Source organism: Streptomyces lateritius, assembly GCF_014649715.1.
In the GTDB taxonomy this organism is placed as follows: Bacteria; Actinomycetota; Actinomycetes; order Streptomycetales; family Streptomycetaceae; genus Streptomyces; species Streptomyces lateritius.
The window spans coordinates 137,361-153,160 of record NZ_BMTO01000005.1; the positions used below are offsets into that span (position 1 = coordinate 137,361).

At 74.3% G+C, this 15,800-nt stretch carries 13 protein-coding genes; 5 read left to right on the forward strand and 8 right to left on the reverse strand.

Annotated elements, in window-relative coordinates:
• Positions 1 to 68: 68 nt before the first annotated feature.
• Positions 69 to 1,394 carry a D-alanyl-D-alanine carboxypeptidase family protein gene (locus IE136_RS11705; protein ID WP_189600282.1) on the reverse strand — a complete coding sequence of 442 codons (1,326 nt, stop codon included), beginning with the start codon at positions 1,392 to 1,394 and terminating at the stop codon, positions 69 to 71.
• A gap of 358 nt (positions 1,395 to 1,752) precedes the next feature.
• On the opposite strand from IE136_RS11705, the gene IE136_RS11710 reads away from it, so the two are divergent.
• The gene (locus IE136_RS11710) at positions 1,753 to 3,627 is read left to right on the forward strand and encodes a potassium channel family protein (protein ID WP_189600408.1); all 1,875 of its coding nucleotides are present in this window, start codon (positions 1,753 to 1,755) and stop codon (positions 3,625 to 3,627) included.
• Positions 3,628 to 3,682: 55 nt separating this feature from the next.
• On the opposite strand, the gene IE136_RS11715 is transcribed toward IE136_RS11710, so the two are convergent.
• Positions 3,683 to 4,987: an MFS transporter gene (locus tag IE136_RS11715; protein WP_189600283.1), complete on the reverse strand. Its 1,305-nt coding sequence runs from the start codon at positions 4,985 to 4,987 to the stop codon at positions 3,683 to 3,685.
• A gap of 66 nt (positions 4,988 to 5,053) precedes the next feature.
• Between IE136_RS11715 and IE136_RS11720 the strand changes: the two genes are divergently transcribed.
• Both IE136_RS11720 and IE136_RS11725 read left to right on the forward strand, forming a co-directional pair.
• Positions 5,054 to 5,602, forward strand: coding sequence for a CGNR zinc finger domain-containing protein (locus IE136_RS11720; protein ID WP_189600284.1), 549 nt, complete (start codon positions 5,054 to 5,056; stop codon positions 5,600 to 5,602).
• Between the two features lie 82 nt (positions 5,603 to 5,684).
• The gene (locus IE136_RS11725) at positions 5,685 to 6,917 is read left to right on the forward strand and encodes a cytochrome P450 family protein (RefSeq protein WP_229818785.1); all 1,233 of its coding nucleotides are present in this window, start codon (positions 5,685 to 5,687) and stop codon (positions 6,915 to 6,917) included.
• 28 nt (positions 6,918 to 6,945) lie between these two features.
• Here IE136_RS11725 and IE136_RS11730 read toward each other — a convergent pair whose 3' ends face one another.
• The 6 genes from IE136_RS11730 to IE136_RS11755 form a co-directional block, all read right to left on the reverse strand.
• Positions 6,946 to 7,191, reverse strand: a complete 246-nt coding sequence (locus IE136_RS11730; protein WP_189600285.1) for a hypothetical protein — start codon at positions 7,189 to 7,191, stop codon at positions 6,946 to 6,948.
• Between the two features lie 114 nt (positions 7,192 to 7,305).
• Positions 7,306 to 7,785: an NUDIX hydrolase gene (locus tag IE136_RS11735; protein ID WP_189600286.1), complete on the reverse strand. Its 480-nt coding sequence runs from the start codon at positions 7,783 to 7,785 to the stop codon at positions 7,306 to 7,308.
• Between the two features lie 23 nt (positions 7,786 to 7,808).
• The gene (locus IE136_RS11740; protein ID WP_189600287.1) at positions 7,809 to 8,543 is read right to left on the reverse strand and encodes a D-Ala-D-Ala carboxypeptidase family metallohydrolase; all 735 of its coding nucleotides are present in this window, start codon (positions 8,541 to 8,543) and stop codon (positions 7,809 to 7,811) included.
• 120 nt (positions 8,544 to 8,663) lie between these two features.
• Positions 8,664 to 9,920, reverse strand: coding sequence for an FAD-dependent oxidoreductase (locus tag IE136_RS11745; protein WP_189600288.1), 1,257 nt, complete (start codon positions 9,918 to 9,920; stop codon positions 8,664 to 8,666).
• 62 nt (positions 9,921 to 9,982) lie between these two features.
• Complete coding sequence (locus IE136_RS11750; RefSeq protein ID WP_158984511.1) at positions 9,983 to 11,449, reverse strand: FAD-dependent oxidoreductase; 1,467 nt, start codon at positions 11,447 to 11,449, stop codon at positions 9,983 to 9,985.
• Positions 11,446 to 12,897 (reverse strand): FGGY family carbohydrate kinase, encoded by a 1,452-nt coding sequence (locus IE136_RS11755; protein WP_158984509.1) that lies wholly within the window; start codon positions 12,895 to 12,897, stop codon positions 11,446 to 11,448. The genes IE136_RS11750 and IE136_RS11755 overlap by 4 nt, the downstream gene beginning before the upstream one ends.
• A 319-nt stretch (positions 12,898 to 13,216) precedes the next feature.
• Between IE136_RS11755 and IE136_RS11760 the strand changes: the two genes are divergently transcribed.
• Both IE136_RS11760 and IE136_RS11765 read left to right on the forward strand, forming a co-directional pair.
• Complete coding sequence (locus tag IE136_RS11760; protein WP_158993955.1) at positions 13,217 to 14,206, forward strand: hypothetical protein; 990 nt, start codon at positions 13,217 to 13,219, stop codon at positions 14,204 to 14,206.
• Between the two features lie 18 nt (positions 14,207 to 14,224).
• Entirely contained in the window at positions 14,225 to 15,754 is a 1,530-nt protein-coding gene (locus tag IE136_RS11765; protein ID WP_158984507.1) for an amino acid permease, read from the forward strand.
• The last annotated feature ends 46 nt before the right edge of the window (positions 15,755 to 15,800 follow it).

The window sequence follows — 15,800 nt, forward strand, 5'->3', positions numbered from 1 at the left end:
GGCGAGCACGGGCGATGTCTGAGGGAGCGCCGCACGACCGGCCGTCATGGCCCCCTTCAGGCTCCCGCTCACGCTTCCCGGTCGTCGCGTCCCGCCGAGCGGCGGCGCCACATCCACAGCGAGAGCGCGGCGCCGAGCGCAGAGCCCACCAGGGCCAGCGGGAGTCCCGCCCAGGGCTGCGGGGGCAACTCCTCGCGGGGCACGGCCTTTCCCGGCCCGGTGACGGGGGCCACCCCGGCCGCTGCCGCCGGGCCCGGCCCGGCCCGTCCCACGTGTCCGCCCTGTGCCTGCTCCGCCCGGTCCTGTCCCGGCGCTCCCGCCCCCGTCACGGCCTTCGCGGACGCGGTCGCCCGAGGACCCGACCGGGGCGGCGTGGGGCTCGGCGCGGCCGCGGCCTTCACCCTGAGCCGTACCGGTGCGAGCGTACCCACCGGCTCCACCCGGCCCGCCGCCTCGAACCCCCAGTCGAGCAGTGTGCGCGCCTCCTCGTACACGGCCCGCCCGCCGCCCGACTGCGGGTTCATCACCGACACGACCAGCGTTCGCGAGCCCCGCTTCGCGGCGGCGATCAGCGTGTTGCCCGCGCCGCTCGTGTAGCCGTTCTTGACACCGATGATCCCGGGGTAGCGGGCCACGCCGTCCGCCCCGGTCACCAGCCTGTTGGTGTTGCGGATGCCGTACGACCAGCCCCCGGCCGGGAAGTCGGCGTACCGGGTGGAGCAGTACCGGACGAAGTCGGGGTCCTGGAGGCCGGCCCGTCCGAAGATCGCCAGATCGTACGCGGACGACACCTGGCCCGGCGCGTCGTACCCGTCGGGCGACACCACCCGCGTGTCGCGCGCCCCCAGCTCCCGGGCCTTCTCCTGCATCTGATGGGACATGGACTCCCAGCCGCCGTTCATCGCCGCGAGCACCCGGACCGCGTCGTTGCCGGAGCTGAGGAAGACCCCGTTCCACAGGTCCGACACCTTGTAGGTGTATCCGGCCCGCACACCGACCAGGCTGCTGCCCTGGCCGATCCCCTCCAGCTCCCACTCTTCGACGGTGTGCTGCCGCTCCGGGGCGATGCGGGGGAGCGCGGTGACGGCGAAGAGCGTCTTGAGCGTGCTGGCCGGCGGCAGCCGCCGATGGGCGTTGCGCGCCGCCAGGACCTCGCCCGTGGCGGCGTCCGCCACCAGCCAGGACAGCGCCGAGACGGAGGACGGCGCGCTCGGGCCTCCGGGCAGCGGAGCGACCTGGGTCCCGGTGCGGTGGAGCCGGGTGGGATCGACGAAGCGTTCCGCGGGAGGCATGGGTTCGGTGACGGAGGATGCCGTGGCCGCCGGGGCAGGCAGCATGAGCAGCAGCGCCGCGGTACCGGCGGCAGCGTGACGGACAGCTGACGTGACGATCATTCAGCCACCGTAGGAAGCGGCGGCGGCGCCCGCAGTCGGAGTGAGCCGACCGGCGTACGGCGTGTGGCGTACGGGCGGCGCGTCCCCCTGCGCGAAACGCCGGCGAGGGCGCCGCGAGGACGCCGCGGGGCGCGGCGGGCGACGCCCCCGGGCAGGTCTCAGGGTGCCCGGGAAACCCCGGCGCCGGAGTGTCGGTGGGGCAGGGCATGCTGGTGACGTGTCCTCACTCCCGTACCCGAGCACGTCTGTTCCACCCGACCCCGTGGAGCGGCCGCCCGCCCCCGAGCCCCAGGGAGCACCCTTCGGCGCGCCCCTGTTCCGGGGGGAGCGGCCGGGCCGGCCCACCCCGGTCGGCCACATGATCGTCTCCGGGGACGACGTGCTCGCCCACCGGCTCGCGGGTGAGCTCCACGAGGTCTACGGGGAGCGGGTCACCCTCCTCGTTCCCGCTCCCGGCGACGCGCCGCAGCCCGTCGGCCGTCCAGGGCGGGCGTCCTCCCTCTTCGGCCGGGTGACCGCGGCCGTGACCCGGGGCACCGCCGGGGAGCAGCGCGGCGCGCCCGCCGCCCGGTCCGTCAGGGTCGTCGAGACGGCCGAGGTCGACGAGATGGCGCTGGTCGACGCGGGGGTGGAGCAGGCGGCCGCCCTCGCCCTCGTCCACGACGACGACGAGACGAACATCAGGGCCGCCCTCGCCGCCCGCCGGCTCAATCCGCGCCTGCGCCTGGTCATCCGGCTCTACAACCGCAGGCTCGGCCAGCATCTGGAGACCCTGCTGGACCAGGCCGCCGCGGTCGCCGAGCCCTGCCTCGACCCCAAGCTCCTCGACGCCTCGACGACCGTGCTCTCCGACGCGGACACCGCGGCCCCCGCGCTCGCCGCCACCGCCGTCGCCGGCACCAGCAAGGTCGTCCAGGCCGGCGGTCTGCTCCTGCACGCCGTGGAGCGGGCCCCGTCCGCCGGGGGCGAGATCGCCGACCCGGGCCTGTGCACGCTCGCCCTGCTGTCGGCGACCACCAACGACCCGGCCGGATGCGAGGGCTCCGAGCGGAGCGGTGACCAGGGCCCGCTGCTGCTGCCCGACGGCCGGGCCGTCGCGGCCGCCCCGGGACGGGGCACGGTCGCGCTCGAGGCGATCACGTACGCCGGTCCGACCCTGTCCTCGAACCGGTTCGGCGCCTCCGCCCTGCCTGTCGCCTCCCTCTTCTCCCGGCGGCTGCGCTGGTCGCTCGCCGGCGTGGTGGCCGCCGTCGGCGCCATCACGCTCGCCTCCTGGCTGACCACCGGCGACCATCCGCTGCACGCCGCCTATCTGACGCTCCTCGACATCTTCGCCATCGGGGACCCCGCCGTGGAGGAGCCGACCAGCCGTCAGGTGCTTCAGATCCTCGCGGGCTTCGTCGGTCTCCTGCTGCTGCCGGTCCTGGTCGCCGCGCTCCTGGAAGGGCTCGGCACGTTCCGTACGGCCACCTCGCTGCGCCGCCCGCCGCGCGGCCTGTCCGGCCATGTCGTCCTACTGGGGCTCGGCAAGGTCGGTACGCGTGTCCTCGCCCGGCTGCGCCGGCTGAACATCCCCGTGGTCTGCGTCGAGTCCGATCCGGAGGCGCGCGGCATCGCGCTGGCCCGTCGGCTGCGGGTCCCGACCGTCATCGGGGACGTCACGGAAGAGGGTGTCCTGGAGGCCGCCCGCGTCCACCGGGCCCACGCCCTGCTCGCCCTCACCAGCGTCGACATCACCAATCTGGAGGCCGCGCTCTCCGCCCGGTCGGTCAAACCGGACCTGCGGGTCGCGCTGCGGCTGTACGACGACGACTTCGCCACAGCCGTCTACCGCACCCTGCGCGCGGCCCACCCCGACGCCCTCACCCGCAGCCGCAGCGTCTCGCACCTGGCGGCGCCCGCCTTCGCCGGCGCCATGATGGGCCGCCAGATCCTGGGGGCCATCCCGGTGGAGCGCCGTGTGCTGCTCTTCGCGGCCGTTGAGGTCGCGGGCAACCCGCACCTCGAGGACCGTACGGTGGCCGAGGCGTTCCACCCGGGGGCGTGGCGGGTGATCGCCCTCGCGACCGGTTCCGCGCCTCTCGGCCGTCCGGGAGCGGGACTCGTCTGGAGGCTGGAGCCGGACCGTGTGCTGGCGGCCGGAGACCGGGTGGTGCTCGCCGCCACCCGCCGCGGCCTGGCCGAACTCCTCGGCCGCCATCCGCGCCGGTCGTCCCCGGAGCCGCCGGTGTGACGGCAGGGGTCCCGCTCGTCGTCCCGTGCGCCGGGCACCCCGCCGCGCAGGCTCCTCACAGACCGGGCGGTGGGGAAGCCGGGTCGTCCCGGGGGCAGCGGCTGTTCGGTACGGAGCGGGGCGGGCGCGTCGGGCCGCGTCGCGCGAGGTGGTGCAGGCCGGCCGCGGCCACCTGGAGCGCGGCCGCGACCAGCAGGAGCAGGGCGGGGGAGACGTCCGCCGTCGCGAGTCCGGTCAGGGCGGCGCCGCACGCCGCCGCCGAGATCTTGAGCCCGGCGCCCAGGGTGAACACCTGGGTCCGCAGGCCGGCCGGGGCGTGATCCGCGCGGATCCGCAGGGTCGCCGTCAGGAGCGGGCCGTCGCACAGCCCGGCGGCGGCGAACAGGGCCGCCCGGAGCAGTGGAGAGGGGACCGTCGCCGCCGCGGCCAGCGCCACGCCGGTGCCCAGAAGAGCCGCCCCGACCAGCCGCTCGGCCGGGACGCGGGGCCACAGCCGGTCCACGGCCAGGGCCCCCACCAGCGCGCCGACCGCGAACGCGGTCATCAGTACCCCGCCGTCACCGGGGCGGCCTCGCTCGGCCGAGAGCAGCACGGCCGTCGTGGTGAGACCGCCCAGACCGAGGAAGCCGAGGCAGGTCGCGGCGGTGACGGCACGCAGTTCCCGGACGCGACACACGGCCGCGACCCCCGCCCGGAGTTCGGTGCGCAGGGCCCGGCGCCCCGGGCCGTCCTCGGGCCCCACGGACCCCCGGGCGAGCCGGTGCTTCGGCCCGGCTCCGGCCAGGGCCCCCGGCGGGGCCGCGGGTCCCGACAGGAGCAGCCCGGCCGAGAGCGCGGCGGCGGCCGCCGCCACTCCCAGAGCGGCGACCCCCACGGCCGGCGAGGCCACGGCGGCCGTCACTCCGGCCAGGGCGGGGCCCGCGACCGAGGCCGCGTTGTAGACCGCCGAGTCCCAGGCGTAGGCGCGGTCTCGGCCCCGGCCCTCGGGGACGAGAAGGGCGACCAGGCTGGACATGCCGCCGGAGACCACCGGGCCACAACTCCCGCCGAAGCCGGCGGCGAGGAGCGTGACGACCGTCGGTGCCCGGCCCGTGAGGAAGGCCAGCGCCAGAACCGCGGCGGCGAACCCGCCGAGCGCACCCACGTAGAACAGCGCCGGCCTGCGCACCCGTTCGGCGAGCGCCCCGGCCAAGGGGGCGGCGGCGATGTGCGGCGCCATCCACGCCGTGAGGAGGAAGGCCCCCTGCGCCGCGCCCCCGGTCCGGTCGAGCGCCAACAGGACCACGGCGACGGCCATGCCCTCCTCGGCGAGCCGAGCCAGAAACGCCGTCCCCAGACAGAGCCGCAACGCTCGCTCCACGCCCCCACCCCCTGGTGTAACGTCTTAGTTATTCAAGACGTTACATCAGGCGGAACGGTGGATCCCATGAACGACGTCGGCCCGGCGTTCCGGCCCGCCGAGCGGCTGCTCGACCTCGCCAATGCCGTACGCACCACTCCGGATCTGCCCCGCGAAGCCCTGGCCGAGCTGCTGGCCGACCACGGCGAGAGCCCGCGAGACCTCACCGAGAAGGCATTCTCCGAGCGCGACGCGGACGAACTGCGTACCGCCATCACCCGCCTCACCGAGGTCCTCGACGCGGCCGACCCCGACCGCGCCGCCGAAGCGCTCAACGCCCTCCTCGCCGCACACGCCGCACCGCCCCGGCTCTCCCGCCACGACGGACACCCATGGCACCTGCACGCCGACCGGGGCGACGACGCCGGATGGGCCGACTGGTTCATCGCGTCGGGCGCCCTCGCGCTCGCGCAGATCCTGACCCAGTACGGCCGGGTCACCTGGGGCACCTGCGCCGCGGACCGCTGCTCCACGCTCTACCTGGGCACCGGCCCCGGCAGCGCCCAGCGCTACTGCTCCCCGGCCTGTGCCCGCCGCGCACGGGTCGCCGCCCATCGCCGCCGCCACCGGGCCTGAACAACTCCCCCTCGGAGAAGGCGGCTCGACCGTAGGATCTGACAACTCAGAAGCCGCATGCTTCCGCAGTCAGGAGTGCCCGTTGAACGCGACGCCTCACCGTCTGGATCCCGCCGGAGGCTGCCCGCACGCGGCCAACGCCCGACTGCTCGCACAGGGCGCCGTGACCCCGGTGGTGCTGCCCGGTGAGGTCGAGGGCATGGCCGTACTCGGTCACGACGCGCTGCGCGACCTTCTTTCCCACCCCGAAGTCGCCAAGGGCGCGCAGCACTTCGCCGCCCTCGCCGAGGGCCGCATACCCGAGGGCTGGCCGCTGCGCACCTTCGCCACCGTCCAGGGCATGACCACCGCCGACGACGCCGACCACCGACGGCTCCGCTCCCTGGTCGGCAAGGCGTTCACCGCCCGCCGTGTCGAGGACATGCGCCCCCGCATCCGCTCCCTCACCGCCGGACTGCTCGACGGGCTCGCCGAGGCCGCCCGCCAAGGGGGCGGCGTCGCCGACCTGCGCCGGCACTACGCCCTCCCGCTGCCCCTCGGCGTCATCTGCGAACTCCTCGGCGTGGACGCCGCCCACCAGGACCGCCTGCACCACCTCTCCAGCCAGGTCGTCGCCACCGACATCACTCCCGAGGCGGCGACGACCGCCAACCGGGAGCTCCTGGAGGTGCTGTCCGAGATCGTCGCCGACCGGGCCCGCCGTCCCGGCGACGACCTCACCAGTGCCCTCATCGCCGCGCGAGACGAAGGTGGCGACCGGCTCGGTCAGCCCGAACTCATCGGCACGCTCCTGCTGTTGGTCGTCGCCGGCCACGAGACGACACTGAACCTCGTCACCAACGCCGTCCGCGCCCTCTGCGCGCACCGGGATCAGCTCGCTCACGTCGTCGAAGGGCGCGCCCGATGGGCCGACGTCGTCGAAGAGACGCTGCGCTGGGACAGCCCGGTCAGCTACTTCCCGTTCCGCTACCCCACCCGCGACCTGACCGTCGACGGCACCCTCATCCCCAAGGGCACCCCCGTCCTGGCCGGCTACTCGGCGGCGGGCCGCGACGCGAAGGCCCACGGGCCGGACGCCGACCGCTTCGACGTCACCCGCGTCCCCGCCACCAAGCACCTCTCCCTGGGCCACGGCCCGCACTACTGCCTGGGCGCCCCCCTGGCCCGTATGGAGGCGACCATCGCCCTGGAAGGGCTCTTCACCCGCTTCCCCGACCTGGACCTCGCCGTCGCCGAAGAGAACCTGCCCCGGCACGCGAGCTTCGTCGGCAACAGCGTGCGGACCCTGCCCGTACGCCTGTCACCGCAGCCGTAGCACGGACCGGCGAGGACCTGACGAGGACCTAACGCGGCCGGCCGCGGTCGCCCGCGGGGGAGGCCCGCAGAGCCGCGACCAGATGGAGGAGATGGGCTTCGTTCCCCGCCAGGCCCGCGTCCCGCAGGGCCTCGTCCGCCTCCGCCATGGGGTGCGTGAGCATCGCCCCCGCGTACGGCGCGAGGTGCGGATCGGTCAGCACCGCCTGGGTCGATTCCAGGAGACGGAGGTACGCCTGGGCAGCGGCGCGCTCACGGGCGGTGATCGTGGTCATGTCGGTCTCCCTCTCGACGGGTTGGAGCCTTCCACCCTCTCGTACGGGTCTGACAATCACGGTTCGCCCCGCGCGGGCCGGCCGGCCTCCGGGCGCTGTACCCCCGTCAGTCGGTCAGACCGTCCGTTCGTCCACCCACGCGGCGAGGCGGTCGAGGAAGACCCGCTGCCCGGCCACGAGAAGCGGAGCGGCCGCCTCGGGCGCGAACCAGCCGACCCGGTCGATCTCCGGGAACTCCCGCCGGACACCCGAACCGCGCGGCCACTCCATGGCGAACGTGCCCGGCACGACCGTCGTGGGGTCGAGGTCGCCCTCCACGGCCCAGATCGTGACGGTCTTCCCGTTCGCCTGGCGCGCCTCCCCGAGCGCGATCCTCTCGCCGTCGGGCGCCGGCAGACCGAGCTCCTCCTCGAACTCGCGGCGGGCGGCGGCCTCCGCGGTCTCCCCGGGGTCGTACTCGCCCTTGGGGATCGACCAGGCCGCGACATCCCTGGACGACCAGAACGGCCCGCCCATGTGGCCGATGAGGACCTCGAAGCCACCGTCCGCCGCCATGCGGAAGAGGAGGAGCCCAGCGCTGCGCTTGTCCGGCATGCGCTCCAGTCTGGCCGAACCCGTCAGATCCCGCAGCTACTCGCCGACCAGAAGCGGGAAGCCCGGGTGTCCACGTGCGCGTGGTCACCGTGACCCGGGTAACCCGGGCCCAGGATGCCGTTGAAGCCGTGGTTGCGCGCCTGCTTGGCGAGGGTGCACAGGGACGGCGACCCCGTCAGGTCGATGCCGTCGCCGTACAGATGCCGACTGTCGGACGCTCCGCCGACCGCCGAGTTGCAGGCGTACGAGCGGAAGCCGCTGCTCACCGAGATCGGTACGTCGCCCAGCGCGTGGCGCATCGCCTCCAGCTTCCACATCGCGCGCAGGGCGTTGGACTTGGCGGTGGCGGCGCTGACGGCTCCGCCGGAGTAGTCGCCGTTGCACTTGTTGAGCTCGGCGTAGGTGAAGTGGACGGGCGTGCAGTCCGCGTCCTGGAGGGCGTACAGCTTGGAGAAGGTCGAGGAGCCCGCGACGCCGTCCGCCGCGAGGCCGTAGGCCTGCTGGAAGCGCGTGACGGCGGCCTTCGTGGCCGGTCCGTAGTCGCCGTCGACGGCGAGCACGCCGCCGTAGCCGGGGTATCCGGCGACCCGGATCTGGAGCTGGGTCACGTCCGCCCCCGACATGCCGGAGGACAGGGTGCGGCCCCAGGTGTAGCACTCGTCGGCGTGCGCCGTACCCGAAGTGGCGACCGTACCCGCGAGGGCGGCGACCACCAGCAGGACCATGCTGAGCAGGGATCTGACCGTACGCCGGACCATGACACCTCCGTGGCGAAGAAACGGAATCTCTGTCATGAGCATGGAGGGGCGTACGAGTCGTGGTCAACGCCGCGGACACTCGCCACAGGACCAGGCCATTGTCGGCGCGCCACCGGCGCGTCACGGCCGCTCGCGGGGCGTCTCCCAGGGAGCGACCCCTGCGGTCACCGTCACCGGACCGCCCGCCGGATCCACCTCGCGCACCCACCCCGCCGCCCACCGGAGCGAGCGGTGCGGCCAGGCCGTGCCCTCCACCAGCTCGCGGCGGAGCAGCCGGTCGCCCTGCGTCACGGAGACGACGGGACGCACGAGCGGATCCCGCGCCCGGACCAGAAGGGAACCGGCGCCGGTTCCGTCGGTGACGCGGTTCGGCGCCACCCATCGCAGCGGACCTTCCGCCACCACGGGCACCCCAGGGCCGGGCCACGGTCCGCCCGCCAGGTGGCGCAGCACCGCATCCGCCGCGGCGCGCCCCTCGGCCGCCGCCGCTCCCGCCGATTCCACTCCACGCAGCACGTTGCCCACGGCGAAGACCCCCGCTGACGCGGTGCGGTACGCGCCGTCGACCGCCGGCCCTTTCGTCCCGCCGTCCAGGGCCACCCCTCCGGAGCGGGAGAGTTCGTTGTCCGGAATCCAGTCCCCGGTGAAGACCGCCGTGTCGCAGCGGATCGTGCCGGTCCGGCCGTCGTGACCGCTCACGACGACACCCGCCAGCCGCCCCCGGCCGAGGAGCTCCGTGACCCGGGTACCGGCGAGCAGGGGAGGCGGCGGTACGGCGCCGAACCGGCGCGGGCCGCGCGGCTGTTCCGTGACGATGGCGACCACGTCCACACCGGCTCGGCGCAGCGCCCCCACCGCGTGGTGGGACACCGGCTCGGCCCCGATCACGACGGCTCGCCGGCCCAGCCGCTCACCCCGTACGCCGTACAGATGGACGGAGTGCTGCAGTTCGCCGGTCGTCAGCACCCCGGCCGGGCGGGTCCCCGGCACCAGGCGGGCGCTGCGCGGCCGTTCCCGCGCGCCGGTGGCCAGGATCACCACCCGGGCGGAGAGCGTCTCGAGCCCGGTGGGTGCGGTGACCTCCAGCGTGAGGGGGCCCGCCCAGCCGGTGGCGGTGACGCCGGTACGGACCGTGGCGCCTGCCTTGACCGCCTCCCGCACCGACCGGCGCGCGAACCCCGGCCCGTCGAGCGGTCGGCCGCGGCCGGCCGCGCCGAAGCCTCCGTGGGCGCAGTGGCGTGGGGCACCACCGGCCGTCTGCTCGCGCTCCAGGACCTCGACCTGGTACCGTCCGCCGCCCGCCGCGGCGAGCCGGGCGGCGGCGGCGAGACCGGCGGGGCCGGCGCCGACGACGAGCACGTCCACGGCGCGGTTCACCCCGAGACCCCGATCTCCGGCATTGAGCTCCGAGACCGCCGGACCCTTCGCAGCCGGAACCCTCACCGTCGCGCCCACCTCGGCACCGCCTCCTCGAACATCGCCCGGACCGCGGCCCCGCAGGAGAACCCCTGACAGCGGCCGGCCCGTGCCCGCGTCCGCCGGCGCAGCCCGTCGAGGGAGTCCGGCGGGATCGTCGAGGTCAGCGCGTCCCGGATCTCTCCCCGGGTGACCCGTTCGCAGTGACAGACGATCGTCCCGAACTCGGGGTCACGGGCGACGAGTTCGGCATCGCGGTACGGGCGGGGGAAGGCCTCGCCGAGGTTCGGCATCCGGACCGGGGCGAGCGGCCGCTCCGCCCCGAGGTCGAGGCCGCTGTCCGCGAGCAGTTCGACGACGTGGGCGGCGATCCCCAGGGAGGCGGTCAAACCCGTGGAGCGGATGCCGCCCACCGTGACGTACCGCAGTGCGGGGTGGGCGCGTACCTGATAGTCGTCGGACTCGGTGGCGGCCCGCAGGCCGGCATAGACCGCCGTGACCTCCTCGTCGAGCAGGGCCGGCAGGATCCGGCGTCCCTGGGCGCGCAGCGCCGCCAGGCCCTCCGCCGTCGATCCGGTGGCCGCCTTGTCGTACAGGTCCTCGGCCGTCGGGCCGAGCATCACGTTCCCGTACACGGTCGGCGCGACCAGGACGCCCTTGCCGAGCGCCGTGGGAACGGGCAGGAGGATGTGACGGACCAGGCCGCGCGCGAACGTGTCGAAGACGATCAGCTGACCCCGGCGCGGAGTCACCGTGAAGTCCCGCCGGCCGAACAGCGCGTCGAACGTGTCGGCGTGCAGCCCGCAGGCGTTGACGACGTACCGGGCGCGCAGTGCTCCCCGCGAGGTGACCAGCCGGTGTGGGGAGCCCGGATCCGCCCGCCGCACCCGGCAGTCGAGATGCAGGTCGACTCCGGAGGCCACGGCCTGGGTTGCGTACGCGAGGGTCGTCGTCCAAGGGCAGATGATCGACTCACCGGGCACCTCCAGGGCGGCGAGCGCCCCCGGCCCCAAACGCGGTTCCCGGGCCCGGAGCTCGTCGGGTCCCAGGATTTGGGTGGTGCGACAGCCGTTGCGTACCGCCTTGTCCGCGAGGCGGGGGAGGGCGGCCGACTGCTCCGCGTCCCAGGCGACGAGAAGCGCGCCCACCGGCTCGACCGGAATCCCCGTCTCGCTCGCGTACGCGGCGAGCCGACGCTGCCCGTCCCGCACGAGCCGGGACTCCAGTGATCCGGGCACGGCGTCGAAACCGGTGTGCAGGATCGCGGTGTTGGCCTTGGAGGTGCCGTCGCCGACGTCTCCCGAGGCCTCCACGAGCGCCACGCGCGGCGAGTGGCGGGCGAGCTCCCGGGCGACGGCGCAGCCCACCACCCCGGCGCCGACCACCACGACGTCGTACTCCGCGCCAGGCGGCGAGGTGTCCGGCAGCGCCCCTGTGCGGGTGACGGTCCCGGCCGTCCGGCACCCGGCTCCGCCTCGGCCCTTCGTCATGCGCGCGACGCCCCCGGAGCGTCGTCGAGAAGCGCCTTCACGGCGGCACGGAACCGGTCCAGGCGCTCGCCCGCCTCCGCGACGCCGATGGAGGGCTCGTACACGGCCGACGGCTTCCACTCCGGTACGGCCTCGTGGACGGCGAGGCCGGGATCCAGACCGAGCCGCGCCACCGCGCCCACCCCGAGCGCCGTCGCGTCGGGCAATGCCGACACCTCGACGGGAAGTTGGAGCAGGTCGGCCTGGGCCTGCATCAGCAGGGCGGAGCGGGTGAGACCACCGTCCACGCGCAGGGAGGTCAGGGGTGTGCCGAGGTCGCCGGCCACCGCGTCCGCCAGTTCCACCACCTGCGCGGCGATCCCCTCGCACAGCGCGCGGACCAGGTGCCCGCCGCTCGTGTCCAGTCCCAGACCGTGCAGGGAGCCGCGCACGTCGCCGCGCCACCACGGGGCGGCGAGCCCCGCGAGGGCGGGTACGAAGGTGACACCGCCGGAGTCCGGCACGCTCCCGCCCACGGCGTCGAGGGCCTCGGCGCCCGTCAGCACCCCCAGGTCGGTCAGCCAGCGGACGGCGGAGGCCGCCGTGTACACCTGCCCGTCGAGGCAGTAGCTCGTCCGCCCCGCCAGCCGCCAGGCCACACAGCTCACCAGACCGGAGTCACTCCGGCGGGGGAGCGGGCCGGTCTGCGCGAGAAGGAACGCCCCGGTGCCGTAGGTGCACTTGGCCGTGCCTGGTTCGGTGACGCTCTGCGCGAGGAGAGCCGCCTGCTGGTCCACGAGGAGGCCGGTGAGCGGGAGCGGCGGCCCGAACGCGGTCGTGGTGCCCACTCGAGTGTCCGCGTCGACCACGCGGGGGAGGCGCTCGCCGCTCAGGCCGTAGACGTCGAGGGCGGGCGCGGACCAGGCCGTCGAGTCCAGGTCGAGGAGCCCGGTCCGGCCCGCGGTCGCGGTGTCGGTGACGAACGCGCCCGTGAGGCGGTGCACCAGCCAGGCGTCGCTGGTGGAGACGGTGCCCGCTCCCGTCAGATGGCGACGGATCCAGGCCATCTTGGGGGCGGCGAAGTAGGGGTCGAGGGGCAGACCGGTCCACTGCTGCAAGTCCTGCGCGTGCGACGAGAGTTCGCCGCAGAGATCCTCGGCCCGGCGGTCCTGCCAGACGATCGCGTCGGTGAGCGGCTCCCCGGTCACGGGATCCCAGGCGAGCACGGTCTCGCCCTGGTTGGCCAGGCCGACGGCCGCGACCGGGGTGTCCGCCTCGGCCAGCGCCGCCCGGCCGGCGGCGACGACGGAGTCGTACAGCTCGGCCGGGTCGACCTCGACGAGGCCACCCGGCAGGTAGCGGGGTCGTACGGGCGCGGAGCCGGTGCCGATGACGCCCCGCTCCGGGCAGACGACGAGCGCCTTCGTTCCCGACGTGCCCTGGTCGACGGCGAGTACCGGGCCCGTCATCGTCGTACTCCGTTCTCGAAGCGTGTGAAGCGTCGGCACATCGGTCGCGCCTTGATCGCCGAAGCGGAAAGACTTGTGCAACCGGACGGCCGCGTCAAGCGGTTCACGACGCGGACGTCAGCTTCCCCTGACCGACTGATCAGTAATCACATTGGGTCCATGGCCGGATACTTACGGTCAGAAACGAAAGTGGACCGCAGGCGTCCAGCGGCCTCTATAGTGATCGCCGATCAACGGCCGGGTTGCCCACCGGGGCTTGACCACCCCCTCCACCCCACCGAGGACCAGGACCCATGTCTCCCACCGCACCGACCGCTCCGTGAGGGCCGGTCACGGCTTCCGGCCCGTCTACCATCCGGCCGGCCATGACCACGCCCTGCGCCACGCAGTCCAGGACCTGCGGACCGGACGCTGGGTCTCCATGGCCCGATTACTCGACGAGACGTCCCACTGGGACGCCTGGACCCGGCGCACGCAGGTCCTCGCGGCCGTCGCCGCCGGCACCGACGTCGTCCAGGCATGGCGGGCCGAACAGCCGGACAGCCTCCCCGCGACCGTGATGCACACCCGGGTCGCCGTGGAACGGGCCGTACGCGCTCACCGGGCGGGCCACCCCCGCACCCGCGAGCTGTGGCAGGAAGCGTGGGCCGCCTGCCGCGACGCCGCCGAACACGCACCCGACGACCCCGTCCCGTGGGTCTGCCTCCTCGCCCTCGCCGCGCTCGACGAACGCCAGCGCATGGAGGAGCACCGGCACCGCCCGCCCGCGCCCATGCTCCCGCCCGGCCCCTGGGGCCTCCTCGCCGAGGCCGAGAAGCGCGACCCGTACAACCGCGAGGCGCACCACCGGATGCTGCAGTTCTTCTCCACGCGCCGCTCGGGACCCCGTCCGGGTCCGCTCTCTGAAGCGGTCAACTACGCGCAGTGGGCGGCCGGTTCGGCCCCGACCGGCTCCGCTCTGCACGCGCTTCCGCTCTACGTCCGGGTCGAGCGCTACCGGCGGGAGCGCGGCCACGAGCGCGCCCTCGACCTGCACTGGGTCGCCGAGGACGCCCTCCGCGAGGCCCAGCGCGCACTCGACACCTGGTTCCTCTTCTGCGCCACCGACGAGGCATCCCTCCTCGACCTCAATCATCTCGCGCACGCACTCTTCGGCGCCCTGCGCTTCGCCGACGCCGCCCGGGTCTTCGAGGCCCTCGGCCCCTACTACACGGTGCTGCCCTGGGCGTACCGCACGGGCCGGCCGGACGACCGGGCGCTCGCCGAGGACGTCTTCCTGCGCGCCCGCAGCCGCTGTCTCGACCACTGATCCCCCGGAGGTTCCGGCATGTCCCGCACCGTCCCCGTCGACGAGATACGCAGGCCCGCGGTGGCCCAGGACGAGGAGGCCCGGCTCAGGGAGCTCGGCTACCAGCCCGTCCTCGCCCGCCGCATGGGCGGCTTCGGCAACTTCGCCATCAGCTTCTCCGTCATCTCCGTCCTGTCGGGCTGCATGACGCTCTACGGATTCGGCCTGGGCACCGGCGGCCCGGCCGTCATGATGTGGGGCTGGGCGGGCGTCGGGCTCTTCGTGCTGTGCGTCGGCCTCGCGCTCGCCGAGGTCACCAGCGCCTATCCCACCTCCGGCGCGCTCTACTACATGGCCGACCGGCTCGGCGGCCGGCGCTGGGGCTGGTACACCGGCTGGCTGAACCTGCTCGGTCTGCTCGGCGCGATCGCCGGCATCGACTACGGCGCCGCCCTGTTCACCGGCGCCTTCCTCAACCTCCAGTGGGGCATCGCCCCCACGGCCGGCTCGACCTTCCTGATCTTCCTCGCGATCCTGCTGCTGCACGCCGTGCTCAACCTGTTCGGCGTACGCCTGGTCAGTGTGCTCAACTCGATCAGCGTCTGGTGGCACCTCGCCGGTGTTGCCCTGATCGTCGGCGCCCTCGCGCTCGTCCCCGACCGCCACCAGTCCGTCGAGTTCGTCTTCACCGAGTTCGTCAACGACACCGGCTGGGCCAACCCCTTCTACGTCGCCGCGGTGGGCCTGCTCCTCGCCCAGTATACCTTCTCCGGCTACGACGCCTCCGCCCACCTCTCGGAGGAGACCTCCAACGCCTCGGTCAGCGCGGCCAAGGGAATCGTCCGGGCGATCTGGGTCTCCTGGATCGCGGGCTTCGCGCTGCTGGCCGGGCTGACCTTCGCCATCCAGGACTACGCTGGCACGCAGAACAGCGCCACCGGCGTCCCGCCCGCCCAGATCCTGCTGGACGCGCTCGGCTCCGGCGGCGCCACCGCCCTGCTGCTCGTGGTGATCGTGGCCCAGCTCTTCTGCGGCAACGCCGAGGTGGCCGCCGCCAGCCGGATGGTCTTCGCCTTCAGCCGCGACAACGCGCTGCCCGGCTCGGCGCTCTGGCGCAAGGTCAGCAGTCGTACGCAGACCCCCGTGCCCGCAGTCTGGCTCGCGGTCGGCGTGGCCGCCCTGCTCGCCGTACCCTCGCTCTACTCCGCCACCGCCTACGGCGCCGTCACCGCCATCAACGTCATCGGCATCACCCCCGCCTACGCCATCCCGATCTACCTCCGGCTGCGGGCGGGCGACCGGTTCACGCCGGGACCGTGGAGCCTGGGCCGCTGGAGCCGGCCGATCGGCTGGACCGCCGTGATCTGGGTGGCCGTCGTCACGGTGATCTTCTGCCTGCCGCAGAAGTCCCCGGTGACCGTCGACTCCATGAACTACGCGGTCATCGCGCTCGCCGTCGTCCTCGTGCTCGCCAGCGTCTGGTGGTACGTGGCGCGCCGCTCGTACGGCACGCCACGTGCGTACGGCACCGCCCGCGAGGAGGCCGAGATCGCCGAGGGCATCGTCTGACGGATCACGGGACCCAGGCCCCGGTTCACCCGGCTCGCGGGATCCG

Coding starts and splice junctions, on each gene's coding strand:
- IE136_RS11720 (WP_189600284.1), top strand. CDS start 5,054: ATGAACGACGTCGGCCCGGCGTTCCGGCCCGCCGAGCGGCTGCTCGAC.
- IE136_RS11765 (WP_158984507.1), top strand. CDS start 14,225: ATGTCCCGCACCGTCCCCGTCGACGAGATACGCAGGCCCGCGGTGGCC.
- IE136_RS11705 (WP_189600282.1), bottom strand. CDS start 1,394: ATGATCGTCACGTCAGCTGTCCGTCACGCTGCCGCCGGTACCGCGGCG.
- IE136_RS11750 (WP_158984511.1), bottom strand. CDS start 11,449: ATGACGAAGGGCCGAGGCGGAGCCGGGTGCCGGACGGCCGGGACCGTC.
- IE136_RS11740 (WP_189600287.1), bottom strand. CDS start 8,543: ATGGTCCGGCGTACGGTCAGATCCCTGCTCAGCATGGTCCTGCTGGTG.
- IE136_RS11735 (WP_189600286.1), bottom strand. CDS start 7,785: ATGCCGGACAAGCGCAGCGCTGGGCTCCTCCTCTTCCGCATGGCGGCG.
- IE136_RS11730 (WP_189600285.1), bottom strand. CDS start 7,191: ATGACCACGATCACCGCCCGTGAGCGCGCCGCTGCCCAGGCGTACCTC.
- IE136_RS11710 (WP_189600408.1), top strand. CDS start 1,753: ATGATCGTCTCCGGGGACGACGTGCTCGCCCACCGGCTCGCGGGTGAG.
- IE136_RS11755 (WP_158984509.1), bottom strand. CDS start 12,897: ATGACGGGCCCGGTACTCGCCGTCGACCAGGGCACGTCGGGAACGAAG.